Below are 13,770 nucleotides of genomic sequence, written 5' to 3' on the forward strand. Positions count from 1 at the left end.
GGGAATCCAGTACGCCGCGGCCTCTCGATCGATCACAACTGTCTCTTGAATACTGGATCGCCCGATCAAGTCGGGCGATGACACCGAGTGTGTATTTCCGCTTCGCGCGTGTGCAATTCCGTAGCCCGGATGCAGCGCAGCGAAATCCGGGATGGTGCATACGCGGATTGAGCTGCCCCGGATTGCGCTTCGCTGCATCCGGGCTACGATCATGCACGCGAGCCTGATCTCGCCAACGAGAACATGGGAGCAAGCATGACCGGAGAGCAGGACGCACGCGAAGCCCAATGGCGCAAGTGGCGCAGCGTCGCCGATCTCTATCACGCCTTCTTCACCGGCCTGATCCTCACCGTGGTCACGCGGCGCGGCACCGCCGATGCCGCCGAGTTCGTCTTCCGCGTGTTTCGCCGCCAGCAGCAGGAGCGCTTCCTGCCCGGCCTGAAGAAGCTCGGCCTCGATGGCCTGCCGCCGGCGGTCGCGGCCGCGCAGTATCATTATCTCTCCAACTGGATCGGCGGCGTGCATGTCGAATACATGTACGAGAGCGATCGCAAGGCCTGGATCCGCTATCCGCCGCCGCGCTGGATCTGGAAGGGCACCGCGATCTGCGGCGTCCCCGGCGAGGTCTCGCGCGCGATGCTGCGCGGCTGGCACGCCAACAATGGCGTGGCGCTCGGCGATCTCAGGCTCGGCTTCGTCTGCACCAAGCAGAGCGTCGACGGGCAGAACGGGCTCGAGGGCTATTACTGCGAATACGATCATCCGCTTGAGCTCGACCAGCGCCTGGTGTTCGCGCGGCACCTCGAGGCTCCGCTGTTCGACCCGAAGACCGCGCCGGCGCTGCCGGTCGACAGCTGGCCGCGTCAGCGGCTGGAGAAGGCCTATCGCAACTACGCGATGGAATATGTGAAGACCGCAGCCCCCGTCATCGTGCAGGTGTTCGGGCCCGAGGATGCCAGCTACCTGCTGCATCTCACCGGCAGACTGATTGGCATGCAGTATTTCGACGAGGTCGCGCAGGCGCTCGGCGGCCGCCGTGGCCGTGCCACGGAATTTGCCGCATTCCTGCGCACGCTGTTCGAGTCGCAGGATGATAGCGCCGAGATCAGCGAGTCCGAGGGCCAGTTCGAGATCCGCCAGCAGGGCTGGAAGCTGATGACCGATGTGGCCGACTATCACCCGGCCTGCGCCAGCGTCTTGACCGGTCTGCTCGAAGGGCTGGCGGCCGGCTGCGGACGGCATATTCCGGTGCATCTGAAGCCGAATGGCGCCGCAGGAGCGCCGTTCGTTTGGTCGATCGGCTAGCGCTTGGGTTCACCTGCAATCGCGCAGGCCCCCCTTGCGTCCCGTGCACGTGGAATCCGCTGTTGCCATGGTAGGGAGACACCATGGCGCGGCTCCCCTAGATCGCGCGTGGGAGTAGAAATGTCCGATCTCGGCCTCGCCGAAATACCTGTCGACGAACAAGAACGGCCGCTGCCGCCGCCGGTGACGAGACCTGCGCGCAATGCGCTGCTCGACGGGCCGATTTTGCGCACGCTGTTGTGGCTGGCGTGGCCAAACGTGATCGCGCTCTCCGCCGGCACCTGCGTCGTGATCGCGGAGACCTCCTATATCGGCCGGCTCGGCGTCGAGTCGCTCGCGGCGATGGCGCTGGTGTTTCCCTGCGTGATCTTGACCATGACGATGTCCGGCGGCGCGATGGGCGGCGGCGTCGCGTCCGCGATCGCGCGCGCGCTCGGTGCCGGCGAGATCGAGCGCGCCTCGACGCTCGCGATGCATGCGCTGCTGATCGGATTGACGTTTGGTGCCACCTTCATGCTGGGCATGCTGACCTTCGGTCCGCGGCTGCTCGAACTGCTCGGCGGCCGCGGCAACGTGCTGGCGAATGCGATCGCCTACTCGCAGATCTTCTTCGGTGGCGCGATCCTGCCCTGGCTGATGAACACGATGGCCGGCATCCTGCGCGGCACCGGCAACATGAAGCTGCCGTCGACCATGATCCTGTCCTCGGCGGTGTGCCAGATCATTCTCGGCGGCACGCTCGGGCTCGGCCTCGGGCCGGTGCCGCAGTTCGGCATGCGCGGCGTCGCGGCGGGGTCGCTGATCGCCTATTCGATCAGCATCAGCGTGATGGGCTGGTATCTGTTCTCGGGGCGCGCTCGCGTGAAGCCGAAGCTCAAGGGATTGCGCGTGCAATGGGCGATGTTCATCGACATCCTCAGGGTCGGCGCGGTCTCCTGCTTCTCGCCGCTGCAATCGGTTCTGACGATCTCGATCTTCACCCACATGCTGGCGCAGTTCGGCACCGCGGTGCTCGCCGGCTACGGCATCGGCGCGCGGCTCGAATTCATGCTGACCTCGGTGGCGTTTGCGGTCGGCATCGCCTCGGTGCCGATGATCGGCATGGCGGTCGGCGCCGAGCGGGTCGCGCGGGCCCGGCGGATCGCCTGGACCGCCGGCACGCTGTCGTTCCTGTCGGTCGGCGTGGTCGGCAGCTTCATCGCCGTGTTCCCCGACCTCTGGGTCAACCTGTTCACCAGCGATCCGCATGTGCGGGCGACCAGCCATCAATATCTCTCGACCGCCGCGCCGATGTACGCCTTCATCGGGCTTGCGATGTCGATGTATTTCTCCTCGCAGGGCGCGGCGAAGGTGCTGGGCCCGGTGCTGGCGCAGACCGCGCGGCTGATCTTCATCGGCACCGGCGGCTGGTGGCTGTCGACCCATGAGGCGAGCGCGCAAGACTTCTTCACCCTCGCCGCCGCCTCGATGGGCGTGCTCGGCGTGCTGTCCTGCCTCAGCGTGATCCTGACGCGCTGGGGCAAGTCAGCGCCGGTCGCGGGAGCGCAGCCGGCGCTGTCCTAAGCTATTAAACCCGTCATCCTCACTCTCTCGCCGTCATCCTGAGGAGCGGCCTCTTGGCCGCGTCTCGAAGGATGCACGGCCCCAATGCCTCAACATGCTCGCGGACAGAGCCGGGCCGTCGCCCTTCGAGACGGTCGCTTCGCGACCTCCTCAGGGTGACGGTCTCAGTTCAAGATGCGCGGCCAGTCACATCACGCCGCGTTCTTCGCCCGCGCCGATTTCGCCTGCGCCGTCTGCATCGCCGCCGCGCCGAGGTCCATCTGCGCGTCCATGTAGGGCGCGACCTCGTGCGGCAGCACGTCGGCGATCCACACCACCCGGCAGCGCGTGTCGCCTTCGGCAAACACCTGCACCGAGGCGGAATGCTGCTTCAGCCGCTCGCTACTGATCGCATAGACCAGCCGCTGCCGCTTGTCGTCGCAGTCGACCAGCGTCTCGCGCGCCACGGTGCCGTTGCTGAAAGTGACGGTACGAACGTCGCCGTCGAGTTGGGTGTCGGTCACGAAGCCCGGCACCAGCCTCGTATGCAGCGCGCCGAAATCGCGCAGCGCGTCCCAGACGTGATCGGCCGGCGCGTCGATCGGAATGTCCTTGTAGATGGAAGCCATCTTTGTAACCTTTCGCGTGGTCATCATCGAAGGATGACAGGATCTTGCTCGGGGCCATCCTTCGAGACGCCGCGCGTTGCGCGGCTCCTCAGGATGACGTCGGAATGCGTGGCGTTTGCCTAAGTCGACACGGCCTCGACATTGTTGCCGTCGGGATCGAGTAGGAACGCCGCGTAGTAGGTCGGGCTGTAGTCCTTGCGATGGCCCGCCGCGCCGTTGTCCTTGCCGCCGGCCTTCAGGCCCGCGCTGTGGAATGTCTTGATCGCGTCATGGCTCGGGGCGCGGAACGCGATGTGGGCGCCGCCTTGCGCCTTGCCCTTGTGCAGATGCAGCCAGAGCGCGGGTTCGCCCTTCGGCCCGAAGCCGGCGCCGCTGTCGTCGCGCGAGCACAGCACGAAGCCGAGCGGCGCCAGTACCGCGGTGTAGAAGCGCACGCTGGCGTCGAGGTCGGTGACGCGCAATCCGATGTGGTCGTACATGATGAGGTCTCCAGTCACTTGGCGCGTCGACGGACGCGCGGACCGGTGAACCCTAGCTATTGCAGCGCAAGACGTTCTTGGAGAATCTTGCGGTCGCCGCGCGAGGCTCCGCGGAATTCTTGGCGGAATTTCAGCGGCGAGGCGCCGGCGGCGCGGTGGAAGCTGCGTACGAAATTGGAGAGATCGCCGAAGCCGACGTCATAGGCGATGTCGGTGACTGGGCTGTCGTCGTCGACGAGCCGGCGCGCCGCATGGCGCAGCCGCGAGCGCACCAGATATTGATGCGGTGTGACGCCGAGCACCGCCGAGAACAGCCGCAGGAAATGGAAGGTGCTCAAGCCGGCCTGCTCCGCGGCATCGTCGAGGTCGATTGCGCGATGTGAATTGGCGTCGATCCACAGCGCGGCCTCGACCGCGCGGCGGCGATCGCGCAGGCCGGCGGTGAGGGGCTTTGCCTTGCGATCGGACACCAGCTCGACAAGACGGCTGGCGAGCAGGTGGCCGATCTCGTCGAGGCCGACGTCGCTGTTGCCAGCTGCCGCCGTTTGGGCGAGCTCGCCGATCACCATCAATTCGGACAGCGGCGGCACCGAACCGACCTGCCAGACCGATGTGCGGTCGCCGATCGTCTCGACCAGCTCCGGGTCGAGGAAGAACGACAGGCACTCGTCGCCCACCACATGGTCGTGCGTGCAACTGTATTCGTCGCCGGGATGGCCGACCAGGATCGAGCCTGCCACCAGTTCATGGAAGCGGCCGCGGCAATGGCAGCCGAAGCTGCCGCTGCGCACATACGATACCGAGTGGCAGGCGAACTGCTCGACGAACGGCTTGTCGCCGGGCTCCGCCGTGCAGCGAAACTCGTTCACCGTGATGCGATCGCGCTGCAACAGCGTGGTTCGGGTCATGCCCCAGATTTAGGGGTGCGGCCGGGGCCGTGCAACGGGCAGCAGCACGTCGAACAGCGTCTTGCTGGTGGTCGGCTGGGCGCCCTCGATCGACAGCAGCCGCCGCTTGGAAGCGCTGCCGCCGTTTTGCGAGATCCGGTCGGCATGGTGATCCGCCTCGAGCACGCGGTGGCAGGGCACGATGATCATGAAGGGATTGCGGCCGAGCGCCTGCGCCACCGAATAGACCGCGCCGGACGCACGGAGCGCGCTCGCGACCTCGCCATAGGTCCGGGTCTCGCCGCGCGGAATGGCGCGGACGGTCTGGTAGACGCGCTGGTTGAAGGCCGGGATCCCGCTCATGTCGAGCACTGCGCCGGTGAGATCACCATGGCCGCCGCGCAGGATCGCGGCAATGCCCTCGATCGCGACCGCGATCTCCTCGGGAGGCCGCATCTCGCGTGCATCGGGATAGAGCTGGAACAGTCGCCTGCGGGTTTCGATTTCGCGGAGCTCGGGAAGCTGGACACCGGCGACGCCGGCTTCGCCCCATGCGATGCCGCATCGGCCGATTGCCGTGTCGAAAATGGTGTACCCACGCCCCGCCATGACGCCGCCAACCCCCACAACGATCATAACATCGGCGCGGTCCGGCGCATCCGGAATCTTGACGATTGGTTAAGCATGTTGCGGCCGCGCTGTGTGACCCCGGCAGCGTCCGGTCACGCAGCTCCCGGTCACGCATCTTAAAGGCTTTGCCCGCTATCTGGTCGCCGGCATGCTGCTCCAGAAGACGATCGGCGGAACGATGACGAGCACGAGCGTCGAAGCCGCGCCCGGCAGCGCGGGCGCGGTCGGGCGCGCTGCCGGACATTCTCATCCCCTGTTCGCATTGCTGTTGCTGGCGCTGGGGCTGCGCGTTGCGGCCGCGGTCTGGCCCAACGTGATCTATCCCGACGAGATCTTTCAGTACCTCGAGCCGGCGTGGCGCATGCTCGGCCATGACGGCATTTTGACGTGGGAATGGCGCGACGGCATCCGCGGCTGGTTCCTGCCGACCTTGATGGCCGGGCCGGTCGCGCTCGGCGACGCCATGGCGCCGGGCGGCGTGGGTGCCTTCCTGGTGCCGCGCCTGATCGCCGCATGCGCGTCGCTGTCGATCGTGGCCAGCGCCTGGGTCCTTGGCGCGCGGATCTCGCGAACCCATGCCATCGTGGCAGCCTTCGCAGCCGCGGTCTGGTTCGAACTGATCATGCTCGCGCCGCACACATTGGGCGAGCCGCTGGCGACAGCGCTCATCGTGCCGGCCGCGCTGCTGATCACCGATCGTCCATCGCAGCGGCGTCTCGCGATCGGCGGTGCCTTGCTCGCCTTCGCCTTTGTCTGCCGCTTCCAGTATGCGCCGGCCATCGCCGTGCTGGCCCTCGGTGCGTGCTGGGCGCGTTGGCGAAACCTGATTCCGCTGGTCGCCGGCGGGCTCGTCGCGCTGCTGCTCGCCGCCACGATCGACCTTGCCCATGGCAGCGTGCCGTTCGCCTGGCTGATCGCGAACATCAGGGAAAACCTGGTGCGAGATCGCGCCATCGAATTCGGCGTGTCGCCGCCGGCGGCCTATCTCATCGATTTCCTCACCGTGTGGTCGGTCGCGATCGTGCTGCCGCTCGCTGCGATCTGGCGCGGCTGGCGGCACGCACCGCTGCTGCTGGCGGTCGCGCTGGTCAACCTGGTCTTCCACAGCCTGATCGCGCACAAGGAATACCGCTTCGTCTTCCTGTCCCTGGTGCTGCTCACCATCATCGCGGCGCTTGGATCGGCCGACTGGGTGCAGTCGCTGCGCAGCAAAGACGGCTGGCGCCGCCGGGCGTTGCCGATCGTGCTGGGCGGCTGGGCGCTGCTGTCGGTGGCGCTCGCCTTCGCAAGCGAAGGCATGCGCGAGTACTGGACGCGCGGCGTCGGCGCTGCGCGGCTCGCCGCTGAACTGCGCGGCGATCCGCAGATGTGCGGCCTTGCGCTCTACGACGTTCGTTTCCAGCAATTGCCGGGACGGGAGCGATTGGCCGGCCCGGCGCCGCTCTATGCGCTGCAGCCCGCCGATCCGCTCGCCGAGGTGATCCTGCCGCCGTTGCTGTTGCAGGCGACCAAGCCGGCCTTCAACCGTATCCTGGCACGGCCCGAGGCGGAGCGCGACTTGCCGGCGGATTTTTCGCGGCAAAGCTGCGCTCATGTCGGGTTCAGCGAAGCCTGCATCTACGCGCGGAGCGGCACCTGCGACGCATCTGCCGCCGCGCCCTTTGCGATCAATGACGCGCTCGTGAGAATGGGCCAGTAGCGGCGGTGCGGCGGTCGGCGTCAATGCACGCTTGATCCGCTGCCTCCGCCCGGGCTATGGTCCGGCAGGTCGCGCCCGTGAGGGGTGACCTCAAGCAATTGAGATCGCGGGCGTAGTTCAATGGTAGAACGGCAGCTTCCCAAGCTGCATACGAGGGTTCGATTCCCTTCGCCCGCTCCAACCCCTTGGCAAGATTTCGCGCGACGGTCGAGTTTCGCGGTACTCACGGGAGACCTGACGTGAAGTTGCTCGGAGCGCTGCTGCTTGCGCTGGGCGCGCTTTGCATGACAAGGCCGGCATCCGCACAAATGTACGATCCTCGCTATCCGATCTGCATGCATGTCTATGGTGCGTTGCTCGGCGATCGAATGGACTGCGACTTCACGTCGCTGAATCAGTGCCGGGCGGCCGCCATGGGGCTTCCGGCGAGTTGTCTGGTGAACCCTTATTACGCGCCAGGTGGCCCGCCGAGATCGGCGCGCCGTTACAGGCGTGAACAGTGACTGTTTCCGCTCGTCTTCGCGAGCGTCCATTTGAGATCGATAGATGGAATGGTGGTTCTACGCGCTCGTCGCGATCGTTTTGATCGGATGCGTATTTGTCATTCGCGCCCGTCGCGGTAGCTCGTCGAACGAGGACGAGGAACTGAACCGGCGAATTAATGAGCGCGTCGATCGGCTTCGCCACGATCTCGCGCTCCGTGATACCGATCGCGATCAGGATTCCTGACGCGGGCGCCTCCTCGGACAGGCCCCGCGATTGTCCCGGGATATTACGGCGGTTTGTTCACGCAACGTGCGCAACTAACGATCCGTACTCAACCTGTTCTTCTCACAACGCGCAGTTATGTTTCCGTAGTTCTCCGCGCTTGAGAACGGAGTTCCGCCGGAACGATCTCGCCGGTTCCGGCATTGGCCCTGCAGAACCGGCCAGCCTCCGGCCGAGAACGGTCGGTTCGAGCCCGCGGCCGGTCGTCCGCTTTCAACCACACCCCCTGGAAGGACGGCCGCCGCGGGTGCTGATCCGCAAACTCACCGCCATCCCATCGCCGGCGCGATGTGCGTCAAGATGCTCTCGATCACGTGCGCGTTGTAGGCGACGCCGAGTTGATTGGGGACGGTCAGCAGCAGGGTGTCGGCCTCAGCGATCGCCTCGTCGGTCTTGAGCTGCTCGATCAGCCTATCCGGCTCGGCGGCATAACTGCGGCCGAAGATCGCGCGCGTCCGCTCGTCGATGAAGCCGATCTGGTCTTCCTCCTGGCCGTTGCCGAAATAGGCGCGGTCGCGATCGTCGACCAGTGCGAAGATGCTGCGGCTCACCGAGACTCGCGGCTCGCGTGTGTGGCCGGCCTCTTTCCAGGCGGCGCGGTAGGCGCGGATCTGCGCGGCCTGCTGGATGTGGAAGGCCTCGCCGGTCTCGTCGCTCTTCAGTGTCGAGCTCTGCAGGTTCATCCCGAGCTTCGCCGCCCAGACCGCGGTGGCGTTCGAACCGGCGCCCCACCAGATCCGTTCGCGCAGGCCCTCCGAGAGCGGTTCGAGCCGCAGCAGGCCGGGCGGGTTGGGAAACATCGGCCGCGGATTCGGCTGCGCAAATCCCTCGCCGCGCAGCAGCTCGAGGAAGATCTCGGTATGACGCCGGCCCATATCGGCGTCGCTCTGGCCCTCGCCCGGCTGATAGCCGAAATGGCGCCAGCCATCGATCACCTGCTCCGGCGAGCCGCGGCTGATGCCGAGCTGCAGGCGTCCGCCCGCGATCAGGTCGGCCGCGCCGGCGTCCTCGATCATGTACATCGGATTTTCGTAGCGCATGTCGATCACGGCGGTACCGATCTCGATCCGGCTGGTCTTGGCGCCGACCGCCGCCAGCAGCGGGAACGGCGAGGCCAGCTGGCGCGCGAAGTGGTGGACGCGAAAATACGCGCCGTCCGCGCCGAGCTCCTCGGCGGCGACCGCGAGGTCGATCGATTGCAACAGCACATCCGCGGCCGAGCGGGCCTGGGATTGCGGCGAGGGCGTCCAGTGCCCGAACGAGAGGAATCCGATTTTCTTCATGTCGGCAATGTAGGCATGTCGGGTGCGAATTGCGATCCGTGGCGTGACGCGGCGATGGCGGAAAGTGTTTACCAGCCCGGAAATTTTTCCGTCGCGAATGTTGCGGGTTTTGCACATTGCGCCGTCTGCAAGGGCCGCATGCGCGCAGGTCGTGCCGCCTGCGCCGCGGCGTGACTTGCGATCTTGGGACGCGCCGCCTAGCTTTCCGCCACGATTTCTCCCGCCAACATGTTTCCGCAGGTCCCGATGCCGCAGCCGCTCCTGTTTCAGCCGATCACGCTTCGCGGCGTGACCTCCCGAAACCGCATCCTGATTTCGCCGATGTGCCAGTATTCCGCGACCGACGGTCTCGCCAATGACTGGCACCTCGTGCATCTCGGCAAATTCGCCCAGGGCGGCGCCGGGCTCGTGATGGTCGAGGCCGCGGCGGTGACCGCCGAAGGGCGCATCACCCATGGTGACGTCGGCATCTGGAACGACGAGCAGATCGCGCCGCTTGAGCGCATCGCGGCCTTCCTGAAGGACAATGGCGCGGTGCCGTCGATCCAGCTCGCGCATGCCGGCCGCAAGGCCAGCATGCAGCGCCCCTGGTACGGCAATGCCGCGCTCGACGCGGCCGACCGTGCGCGCGGCGATCTGCCGTGGCGGACCGTGGCGCCGAGCGCGATCCCGATGGAGGAGGGCTGGCTGATGCCGCATGCGCTCGATGTGGCCGAGCTCGCCGCGCTGCGCGAGCAATGGCGGCGCGCCACCTTGCGCGCGGTGGAGGCCGGTTTCGAATTCGTCGAGGTGCATTGCGCGCACGGGTATCTCCTGCACGAATTTCTCTCGCCCCTGTCGAACCGCCGCACCGATGGCTATGGCGGCGACCGCGCCGGGCGGATGCGCTATCCGCTCGAGATCATCGAGACCGTGCGCGCCGCCTGGCCGGCGGAGCGGCCGCTGTCGGTGCGGATCTCCTCGGTCGACGGCGTCGACGGCGGCCTGACGCTCGAGGATCAGATCGCGTTCGCGCGCGAAGCCAAGGCGCGCGGCGCCGATCTGATCGACTGTTCGTCGGGCGGCCTGCTCGGCTCGGCGACCGCGGCGCGGATTCCGCGCGGCTACGGCTTCCAGGTGCCTTATGCCGACGAGATCCGTCGTGCCGCCGAGGTCGGCACCATCGCGGTCGGCCTGATCCTGCATCCGCAGCAGGCGGAAGACGTTCTCGCCAGCGGCCAGGCCGATCTGGTCGCGATCGGCCGCGAGGCGCTGTTCGATCCGAACTGGCCGCTGCATGCCGAGCTTGCGCTTGACGGCCGAAGCGGCGAGGTGTTCGGCTCCTGGCCGAAGCAGTATGGCTGGTGGCTGGAGCGGCGCGAGCCGGGGCTGCGCAAGCTCGACGGCCCGCCGCTGCCGTTCCGTGCGGTCTGACGGATCGACGACCACACATCATCAGGGAGGCTCTGACATGACGATTTCGGCCCAGCGGCCCTACCGCGGCGTGTTCCCGGTCGCGCCGACGATCTTCGACGCCAGCGGCAACCTCGACCTCGACGGACAGCGGCGCTGCATCGATTTCATGATCGATGCGGGCTCGCACGGCATCTGTATCCTGGCCAATTTCTCCGAGCAGTTCGTGCTGACCGATGCGGAGCGCGAGACCGTGATGCATGCGGTGCTCGAGCATGTCGCGGGCCGCATTCCCGTGATCGTCACCACGACGCATTTTTCCTCGGCGGTGTGTGCCGCGCGCAGCCGCGAGGCCGAGGCCGCGGGTGCTGCGATGGTAATGATCATGCCGCCCTATCACGGCGCGACCTTCCGCGTCGGCGAGCCGGCGATCTATGAATTCTATCGGGTGGTGTCGGATGCGATCGGGATTCCGATCATGATCCAGGACGCGCCGGTCGCCGGCACGCCGCTGTCGGTCGATTTGCTGGCGCGGATGGCCAAGGAGCTCGGCAACGTCAGATATTTCAAGATCGAGGTGCCGATGGCCGCCAACAAGCTGCGTGGCCTGATCGAGAAGGGCGGCAGCGCGATCGAGGGACCGTGGGACGGCGAGGAGGCAATCACGCTGATGGCCGATCTCGATGCCGGCGCCACCGGCGCGATGACCGGCGGCGGCTATCCCGACGGCATCCGCCAGATCATCGATCCGTTCTTCGCCGGCCGCCGCGACGAGGCCGTGCAGGCCTATGCGCGCTGGCTGCCGCTGATCAATTACGAGAACCGGCAATGCGGCCTGCAGGCCTGCAAGGTCCTGATGCGCGAGGGCGGCGTGATCAAATCGGACGGGGTGCGCCACCCGCTGCAGCCGCTGCATCCGGCGACGCGCGCCGGCCTGATCGAGATCGCACGGACGCTCGATCCGGTCGTGCTGCGCTGGGGACGCTAATAGCGTTCAGGCGTCCCACGTCACCGGGAGATCCAGCAGGCCGCGGAATGCCCAGCCGCCGATCCGCGGTGGCTGGTCCTCGATCAGGCGCAGGTTCTTCAGCCGCTCGAAGATCGCGGGCAGCGCGACGTCGGCGACCATGGCGCGCGAGGCCCAGGCGCCGGCGCAGAAATGCGGACCGGCGCCGAATGCGATGCTTTTGCTGGCGTCGCGGCGCACGTCGAACGCCTCGGGCCGGTCGAAGTGCTTCTCGTCGCGATTGGCCGAGCCGAACATCAGGAACACGCGCTCATTGGTCTCGAACGCGATCTCACGGATCGTCCAGGGCTTTGCGATCCGCCGCGGCGACATCCCGATCGGCGAGATCCAGCGGGCATATTCCTCGAACACCTGCAGCCATGGGATCGCACCGCTCGCAGCCAGCGCGAGCTGATCTGGATGGGTCAGCAGCGCCCACACCGTGCCGGCGATCGCATCGCGCGGCTCGTTCTGGCCGCCGGAGATCGCGAGCTTGATGTTGGCGCGGATGCTCTCCATCGGCATGTCGGTCTGCAGCAGCACGCCGAGCAGGCTGAGGTCGGGTGTCCTGCGCAGCACTGGCACCATGTCGTCGATCGCGGCATCGATGCCGGAGGTCGCCGCATGGCAGCGCGCCTCGATCGCGGGATCGCCGACGTAATTCGCGATGCCGTCGATCATGCCCTGCGACCAAGCGTTCATGTCCTGGAAGCGCATGTTGGTGAGGCCGGTGATCGACTTCAGGCATTCGGCCGAGAACGGCAGCGCGAAAGCCTGCACGAAATCGACCACGCCGTCCGGCTGCAATGCGTCGAGGATGCGGGTTGCGTGTCCGGCGAACTGCGCGGTCCAGTGCGAGCGCACTGTCTTCGGCGAGATCGCCGGAAAGATCGCCTTGCGCTCATTCATGTGCGCATCGCCGTCCTTGCGCATCATGTTGTGGCCCATCAATTTGTTCATCAGCCCCTCGGGCTGGTGCGACGAGAACACGTCGATCTGCTTTTCGGAGACGAAGATGTCGTCGCGGTTGCACAGCAGCGTGCTGCCGAGTTGCGGCACGAAGGCGATCGGCGCCTCCCTGCGCATGCGTGCGAGCGCCGGATAGGGATCCTGCCAGAAGGCGGCGACGTCGATGTCGAAATGGGGCGCGGTGCTCACGATGTGATCTCGGCTTGGCGTCAGGTTTCGAACCAAGCATAGTCCGGCGGACGCCACCGGTCTGTCCCTACCGTTAGGGACAGGCGCGTGTTCCCGTTCAGCGCTGCTCAATTCAGGCTTCGCGCCGATGCCATCAGCCGCAGCGCGATTGCAAACAGTTCGTTCTGCGAGGAGATGCCGAGCTTGTCATAGGCGCGCTTGCGATAGGTGAGGGCGGAGTGCAGCCCGATGCCGAGCTCGGCCGCGATCGCTTCCGAGCTGAGACCCGACAGAATGCGCAGGCAGACCTCCTTCTCGCGCCCGGTCAGCCTGACGAGCGGTTCGGCGCGCGCAAACAGCGCCTTCAGCCGTTCGATTGGATCAATATCCGCAGCCGGTTCGCGCTGGAAGTGCCGCGCCACCGCTGCGGTCAATGCGGGCGCGACCGCGGCGAGCCGCGCGATCTGCCCGCGGCTGAAGCGGCCCTGTTCGGTGATCTGGTAGAAATTGACATAGAAGCAGGTGTCGCCGGTCCAGATCGCCGAAGCGAATTTGTCGACGATGTCGGAATCGTCGAAGAAGATCTTGCGATAGCCGTCGCTGTACATGCGGCGGGCGAAGGTCGGCAGCATGATCGGCGCCGCCTGCGCCCGTCCCTCGAATACCGCGTCGCGGTTCGGGTCGGCCTGGTGGAAATGTTCGGAATAGGCGATCCCGAGATCCCGCCCGGTCGGGATGTTGCCGACGTCGAGCAGGCACGCGGCGGAGCGCGGGCCCGTGAACGAGAACACCATGCAGTGACCGACCCCGGCGACGCGGCGCAGCGCGCCGATCAGCGCCTGCGCAAAGCCGTCGCGTCCAATCGCCAGCAGTGCCGGCGTGATGTCGCTGACGATAGAAGTCTTGAAGGCGTAATCGGCCTTCATGGCGTCCTCCCTGTGTTTCGGGAAGACTAGCAGCGACATTGTCGGGGTGGAAGTTCCCTCGTCATTCCGGGGCTCGCGAAGCGAGAG

Annotated in this window: 14 protein-coding genes and 1 tRNA gene; 8 read left to right on the forward strand and 7 right to left on the reverse strand. The window is 66.5% G+C overall.

Features of this window, described 5'->3' with window-relative positions:
* Positions 1 to 255: 255 nt before the first annotated feature.
* Positions 256 to 1,305, forward strand: coding sequence for a hypothetical protein (locus tag BRSPCE3_RS21355; RefSeq protein WP_244068068.1), 1,050 nt, complete (start codon positions 256 to 258; stop codon positions 1,303 to 1,305).
* A 120-nt stretch (positions 1,306 to 1,425) separates the two neighbouring features.
* The gene (locus tag BRSPCE3_RS21360; protein ID WP_244068069.1) at positions 1,426 to 2,868 is read left to right on the forward strand and encodes an MATE family efflux transporter; all 1,443 of its coding nucleotides are present in this window, start codon (positions 1,426 to 1,428) and stop codon (positions 2,866 to 2,868) included.
* A gap of 191 nt (positions 2,869 to 3,059) precedes the next feature.
* Here BRSPCE3_RS21360 and BRSPCE3_RS21365 read toward each other — a convergent pair whose 3' ends face one another.
* From BRSPCE3_RS21365 to BRSPCE3_RS21380, 4 genes are all read right to left on the reverse strand, one after another.
* Positions 3,060 to 3,476 carry an SRPBCC family protein gene (locus BRSPCE3_RS21365; RefSeq protein ID WP_244068070.1) on the reverse strand — a complete coding sequence of 139 codons (417 nt, stop codon included), beginning with the start codon at positions 3,474 to 3,476 and terminating at the stop codon, positions 3,060 to 3,062.
* Positions 3,477 to 3,595: 119 nt separating this feature from the next.
* Entirely contained in the window at positions 3,596 to 3,955 is a 360-nt protein-coding gene (locus tag BRSPCE3_RS21370; protein ID WP_244068071.1) for a VOC family protein, read from the reverse strand.
* Between the two features lie 56 nt (positions 3,956 to 4,011).
* The gene (locus BRSPCE3_RS21375) at positions 4,012 to 4,863 is read right to left on the reverse strand and encodes an AraC family transcriptional regulator (protein WP_244068072.1); all 852 of its coding nucleotides are present in this window, start codon (positions 4,861 to 4,863) and stop codon (positions 4,012 to 4,014) included.
* A gap of 9 nt (positions 4,864 to 4,872) precedes the next feature.
* Positions 4,873 to 5,451 carry a methylated-DNA--[protein]-cysteine S-methyltransferase gene (locus BRSPCE3_RS21380; RefSeq protein ID WP_244068073.1) on the reverse strand — a complete coding sequence of 193 codons (579 nt, stop codon included), beginning with the start codon at positions 5,449 to 5,451 and terminating at the stop codon, positions 4,873 to 4,875.
* Positions 5,452 to 5,650: 199 nt separating this feature from the next.
* On the opposite strand from BRSPCE3_RS21380, the gene BRSPCE3_RS21385 reads away from it, so the two are divergent.
* From BRSPCE3_RS21385 to BRSPCE3_RS21400, 4 genes are all read left to right on the forward strand, one after another.
* Complete coding sequence (locus BRSPCE3_RS21385) at positions 5,651 to 7,171, forward strand: 4-amino-4-deoxy-L-arabinose transferase (protein WP_244068074.1); 1,521 nt, start codon at positions 5,651 to 5,653, stop codon at positions 7,169 to 7,171.
* A 106-nt stretch (positions 7,172 to 7,277) separates the two neighbouring features.
* Positions 7,278 to 7,351, forward strand: a tRNA-Gly gene (locus tag BRSPCE3_RS21390).
* Between the two features lie 59 nt (positions 7,352 to 7,410).
* Positions 7,411 to 7,674, forward strand: coding sequence for a DUF3551 domain-containing protein (locus tag BRSPCE3_RS21395; protein ID WP_375709939.1), 264 nt, complete (start codon positions 7,411 to 7,413; stop codon positions 7,672 to 7,674).
* Positions 7,675 to 7,717: 43 nt separating this feature from the next.
* On the forward strand, positions 7,718 to 7,900 hold the full coding sequence (locus BRSPCE3_RS21400) for a hypothetical protein (RefSeq protein WP_244068075.1): 183 nt from the start codon (positions 7,718 to 7,720) through the stop codon (positions 7,898 to 7,900).
* Positions 7,901 to 8,202: 302 nt separating this feature from the next.
* On the opposite strand, the gene BRSPCE3_RS21405 is transcribed toward BRSPCE3_RS21400, so the two are convergent.
* Positions 8,203 to 9,222 carry an LLM class flavin-dependent oxidoreductase gene (locus tag BRSPCE3_RS21405; protein ID WP_244068076.1) on the reverse strand — a complete coding sequence of 340 codons (1,020 nt, stop codon included), beginning with the start codon at positions 9,220 to 9,222 and terminating at the stop codon, positions 8,203 to 8,205.
* Positions 9,223 to 9,468: 246 nt separating this feature from the next.
* Here BRSPCE3_RS21405 and BRSPCE3_RS21410 point away from each other — a divergent pair, with 246 nt between their 5' ends.
* Together BRSPCE3_RS21410 and BRSPCE3_RS21415 are read left to right on the forward strand one after the other, a co-directional pair.
* Positions 9,469 to 10,635 (forward strand): NADH:flavin oxidoreductase/NADH oxidase, encoded by a 1,167-nt coding sequence (locus BRSPCE3_RS21410; RefSeq protein WP_244068077.1) that lies wholly within the window; start codon positions 9,469 to 9,471, stop codon positions 10,633 to 10,635.
* A 37-nt stretch (positions 10,636 to 10,672) separates the two neighbouring features.
* Positions 10,673 to 11,602: a dihydrodipicolinate synthase family protein gene (locus BRSPCE3_RS21415; protein ID WP_244068078.1), complete on the forward strand. Its 930-nt coding sequence runs from the start codon at positions 10,673 to 10,675 to the stop codon at positions 11,600 to 11,602.
* A gap of 6 nt (positions 11,603 to 11,608) precedes the next feature.
* On the opposite strand, the gene BRSPCE3_RS21420 is transcribed toward BRSPCE3_RS21415, so the two are convergent.
* Both BRSPCE3_RS21420 and BRSPCE3_RS21425 read right to left on the reverse strand, forming a co-directional pair.
* A complete protein-coding gene (locus BRSPCE3_RS21420; RefSeq protein ID WP_244068079.1) occupies positions 11,609 to 12,778 on the reverse strand; it encodes a cytochrome P450 in 1,170 nt (389 codons plus the stop codon).
* A gap of 107 nt (positions 12,779 to 12,885) precedes the next feature.
* Positions 12,886 to 13,683 (reverse strand): helix-turn-helix transcriptional regulator, encoded by a 798-nt coding sequence (locus BRSPCE3_RS21425; protein WP_244068080.1) that lies wholly within the window; start codon positions 13,681 to 13,683, stop codon positions 12,886 to 12,888.
* Positions 13,684 to 13,770 lie beyond the last annotated feature (87 nt).

Origin of the sequence: Bradyrhizobium sp. Ce-3 (genome assembly GCF_022835695.1) — a bacterium.
In the GTDB taxonomy this organism is placed as follows: domain Bacteria; phylum Pseudomonadota; class Alphaproteobacteria; order Rhizobiales; family Xanthobacteraceae; genus Bradyrhizobium.

Excerpts from the sequence above, each read along its gene's own strand:
- BRSPCE3_RS21355 (WP_244068068.1), top strand. The coding sequence starts at position 256 with ATGACCGGAGAGCAGGACGCACGCGAAGCCCAATGGCGCAAGTGGCGC.
- BRSPCE3_RS21360 (WP_244068069.1), top strand. The coding sequence starts at position 1,426 with ATGTCCGATCTCGGCCTCGCCGAAATACCTGTCGACGAACAAGAACGG.
- BRSPCE3_RS21365 (WP_244068070.1), bottom strand. The coding sequence starts at position 3,476 with ATGGCTTCCATCTACAAGGACATTCCGATCGACGCGCCGGCCGATCAC.
- BRSPCE3_RS21370 (WP_244068071.1), bottom strand. The coding sequence starts at position 3,955 with ATGTACGACCACATCGGATTGCGCGTCACCGACCTCGACGCCAGCGTG.
- BRSPCE3_RS21375 (WP_244068072.1), bottom strand. The coding sequence starts at position 4,863 with ATGACCCGAACCACGCTGTTGCAGCGCGATCGCATCACGGTGAACGAG.
- BRSPCE3_RS21380 (WP_244068073.1), bottom strand. The coding sequence starts at position 5,451 with ATGGCGGGGCGTGGGTACACCATTTTCGACACGGCAATCGGCCGATGC.
- BRSPCE3_RS21385 (WP_244068074.1), top strand. The coding sequence starts at position 5,651 with ATGACGAGCACGAGCGTCGAAGCCGCGCCCGGCAGCGCGGGCGCGGTC.
- BRSPCE3_RS21400 (WP_244068075.1), top strand. The coding sequence starts at position 7,718 with ATGGAATGGTGGTTCTACGCGCTCGTCGCGATCGTTTTGATCGGATGC.
- BRSPCE3_RS21405 (WP_244068076.1), bottom strand. The coding sequence starts at position 9,222 with ATGAAGAAAATCGGATTCCTCTCGTTCGGGCACTGGACGCCCTCGCCG.
- BRSPCE3_RS21410 (WP_244068077.1), top strand. The coding sequence starts at position 9,469 with ATGCCGCAGCCGCTCCTGTTTCAGCCGATCACGCTTCGCGGCGTGACC.
- BRSPCE3_RS21415 (WP_244068078.1), top strand. The coding sequence starts at position 10,673 with ATGACGATTTCGGCCCAGCGGCCCTACCGCGGCGTGTTCCCGGTCGCG.
- BRSPCE3_RS21425 (WP_244068080.1), bottom strand. The coding sequence starts at position 13,683 with ATGAAGGCCGATTACGCCTTCAAGACTTCTATCGTCAGCGACATCACG.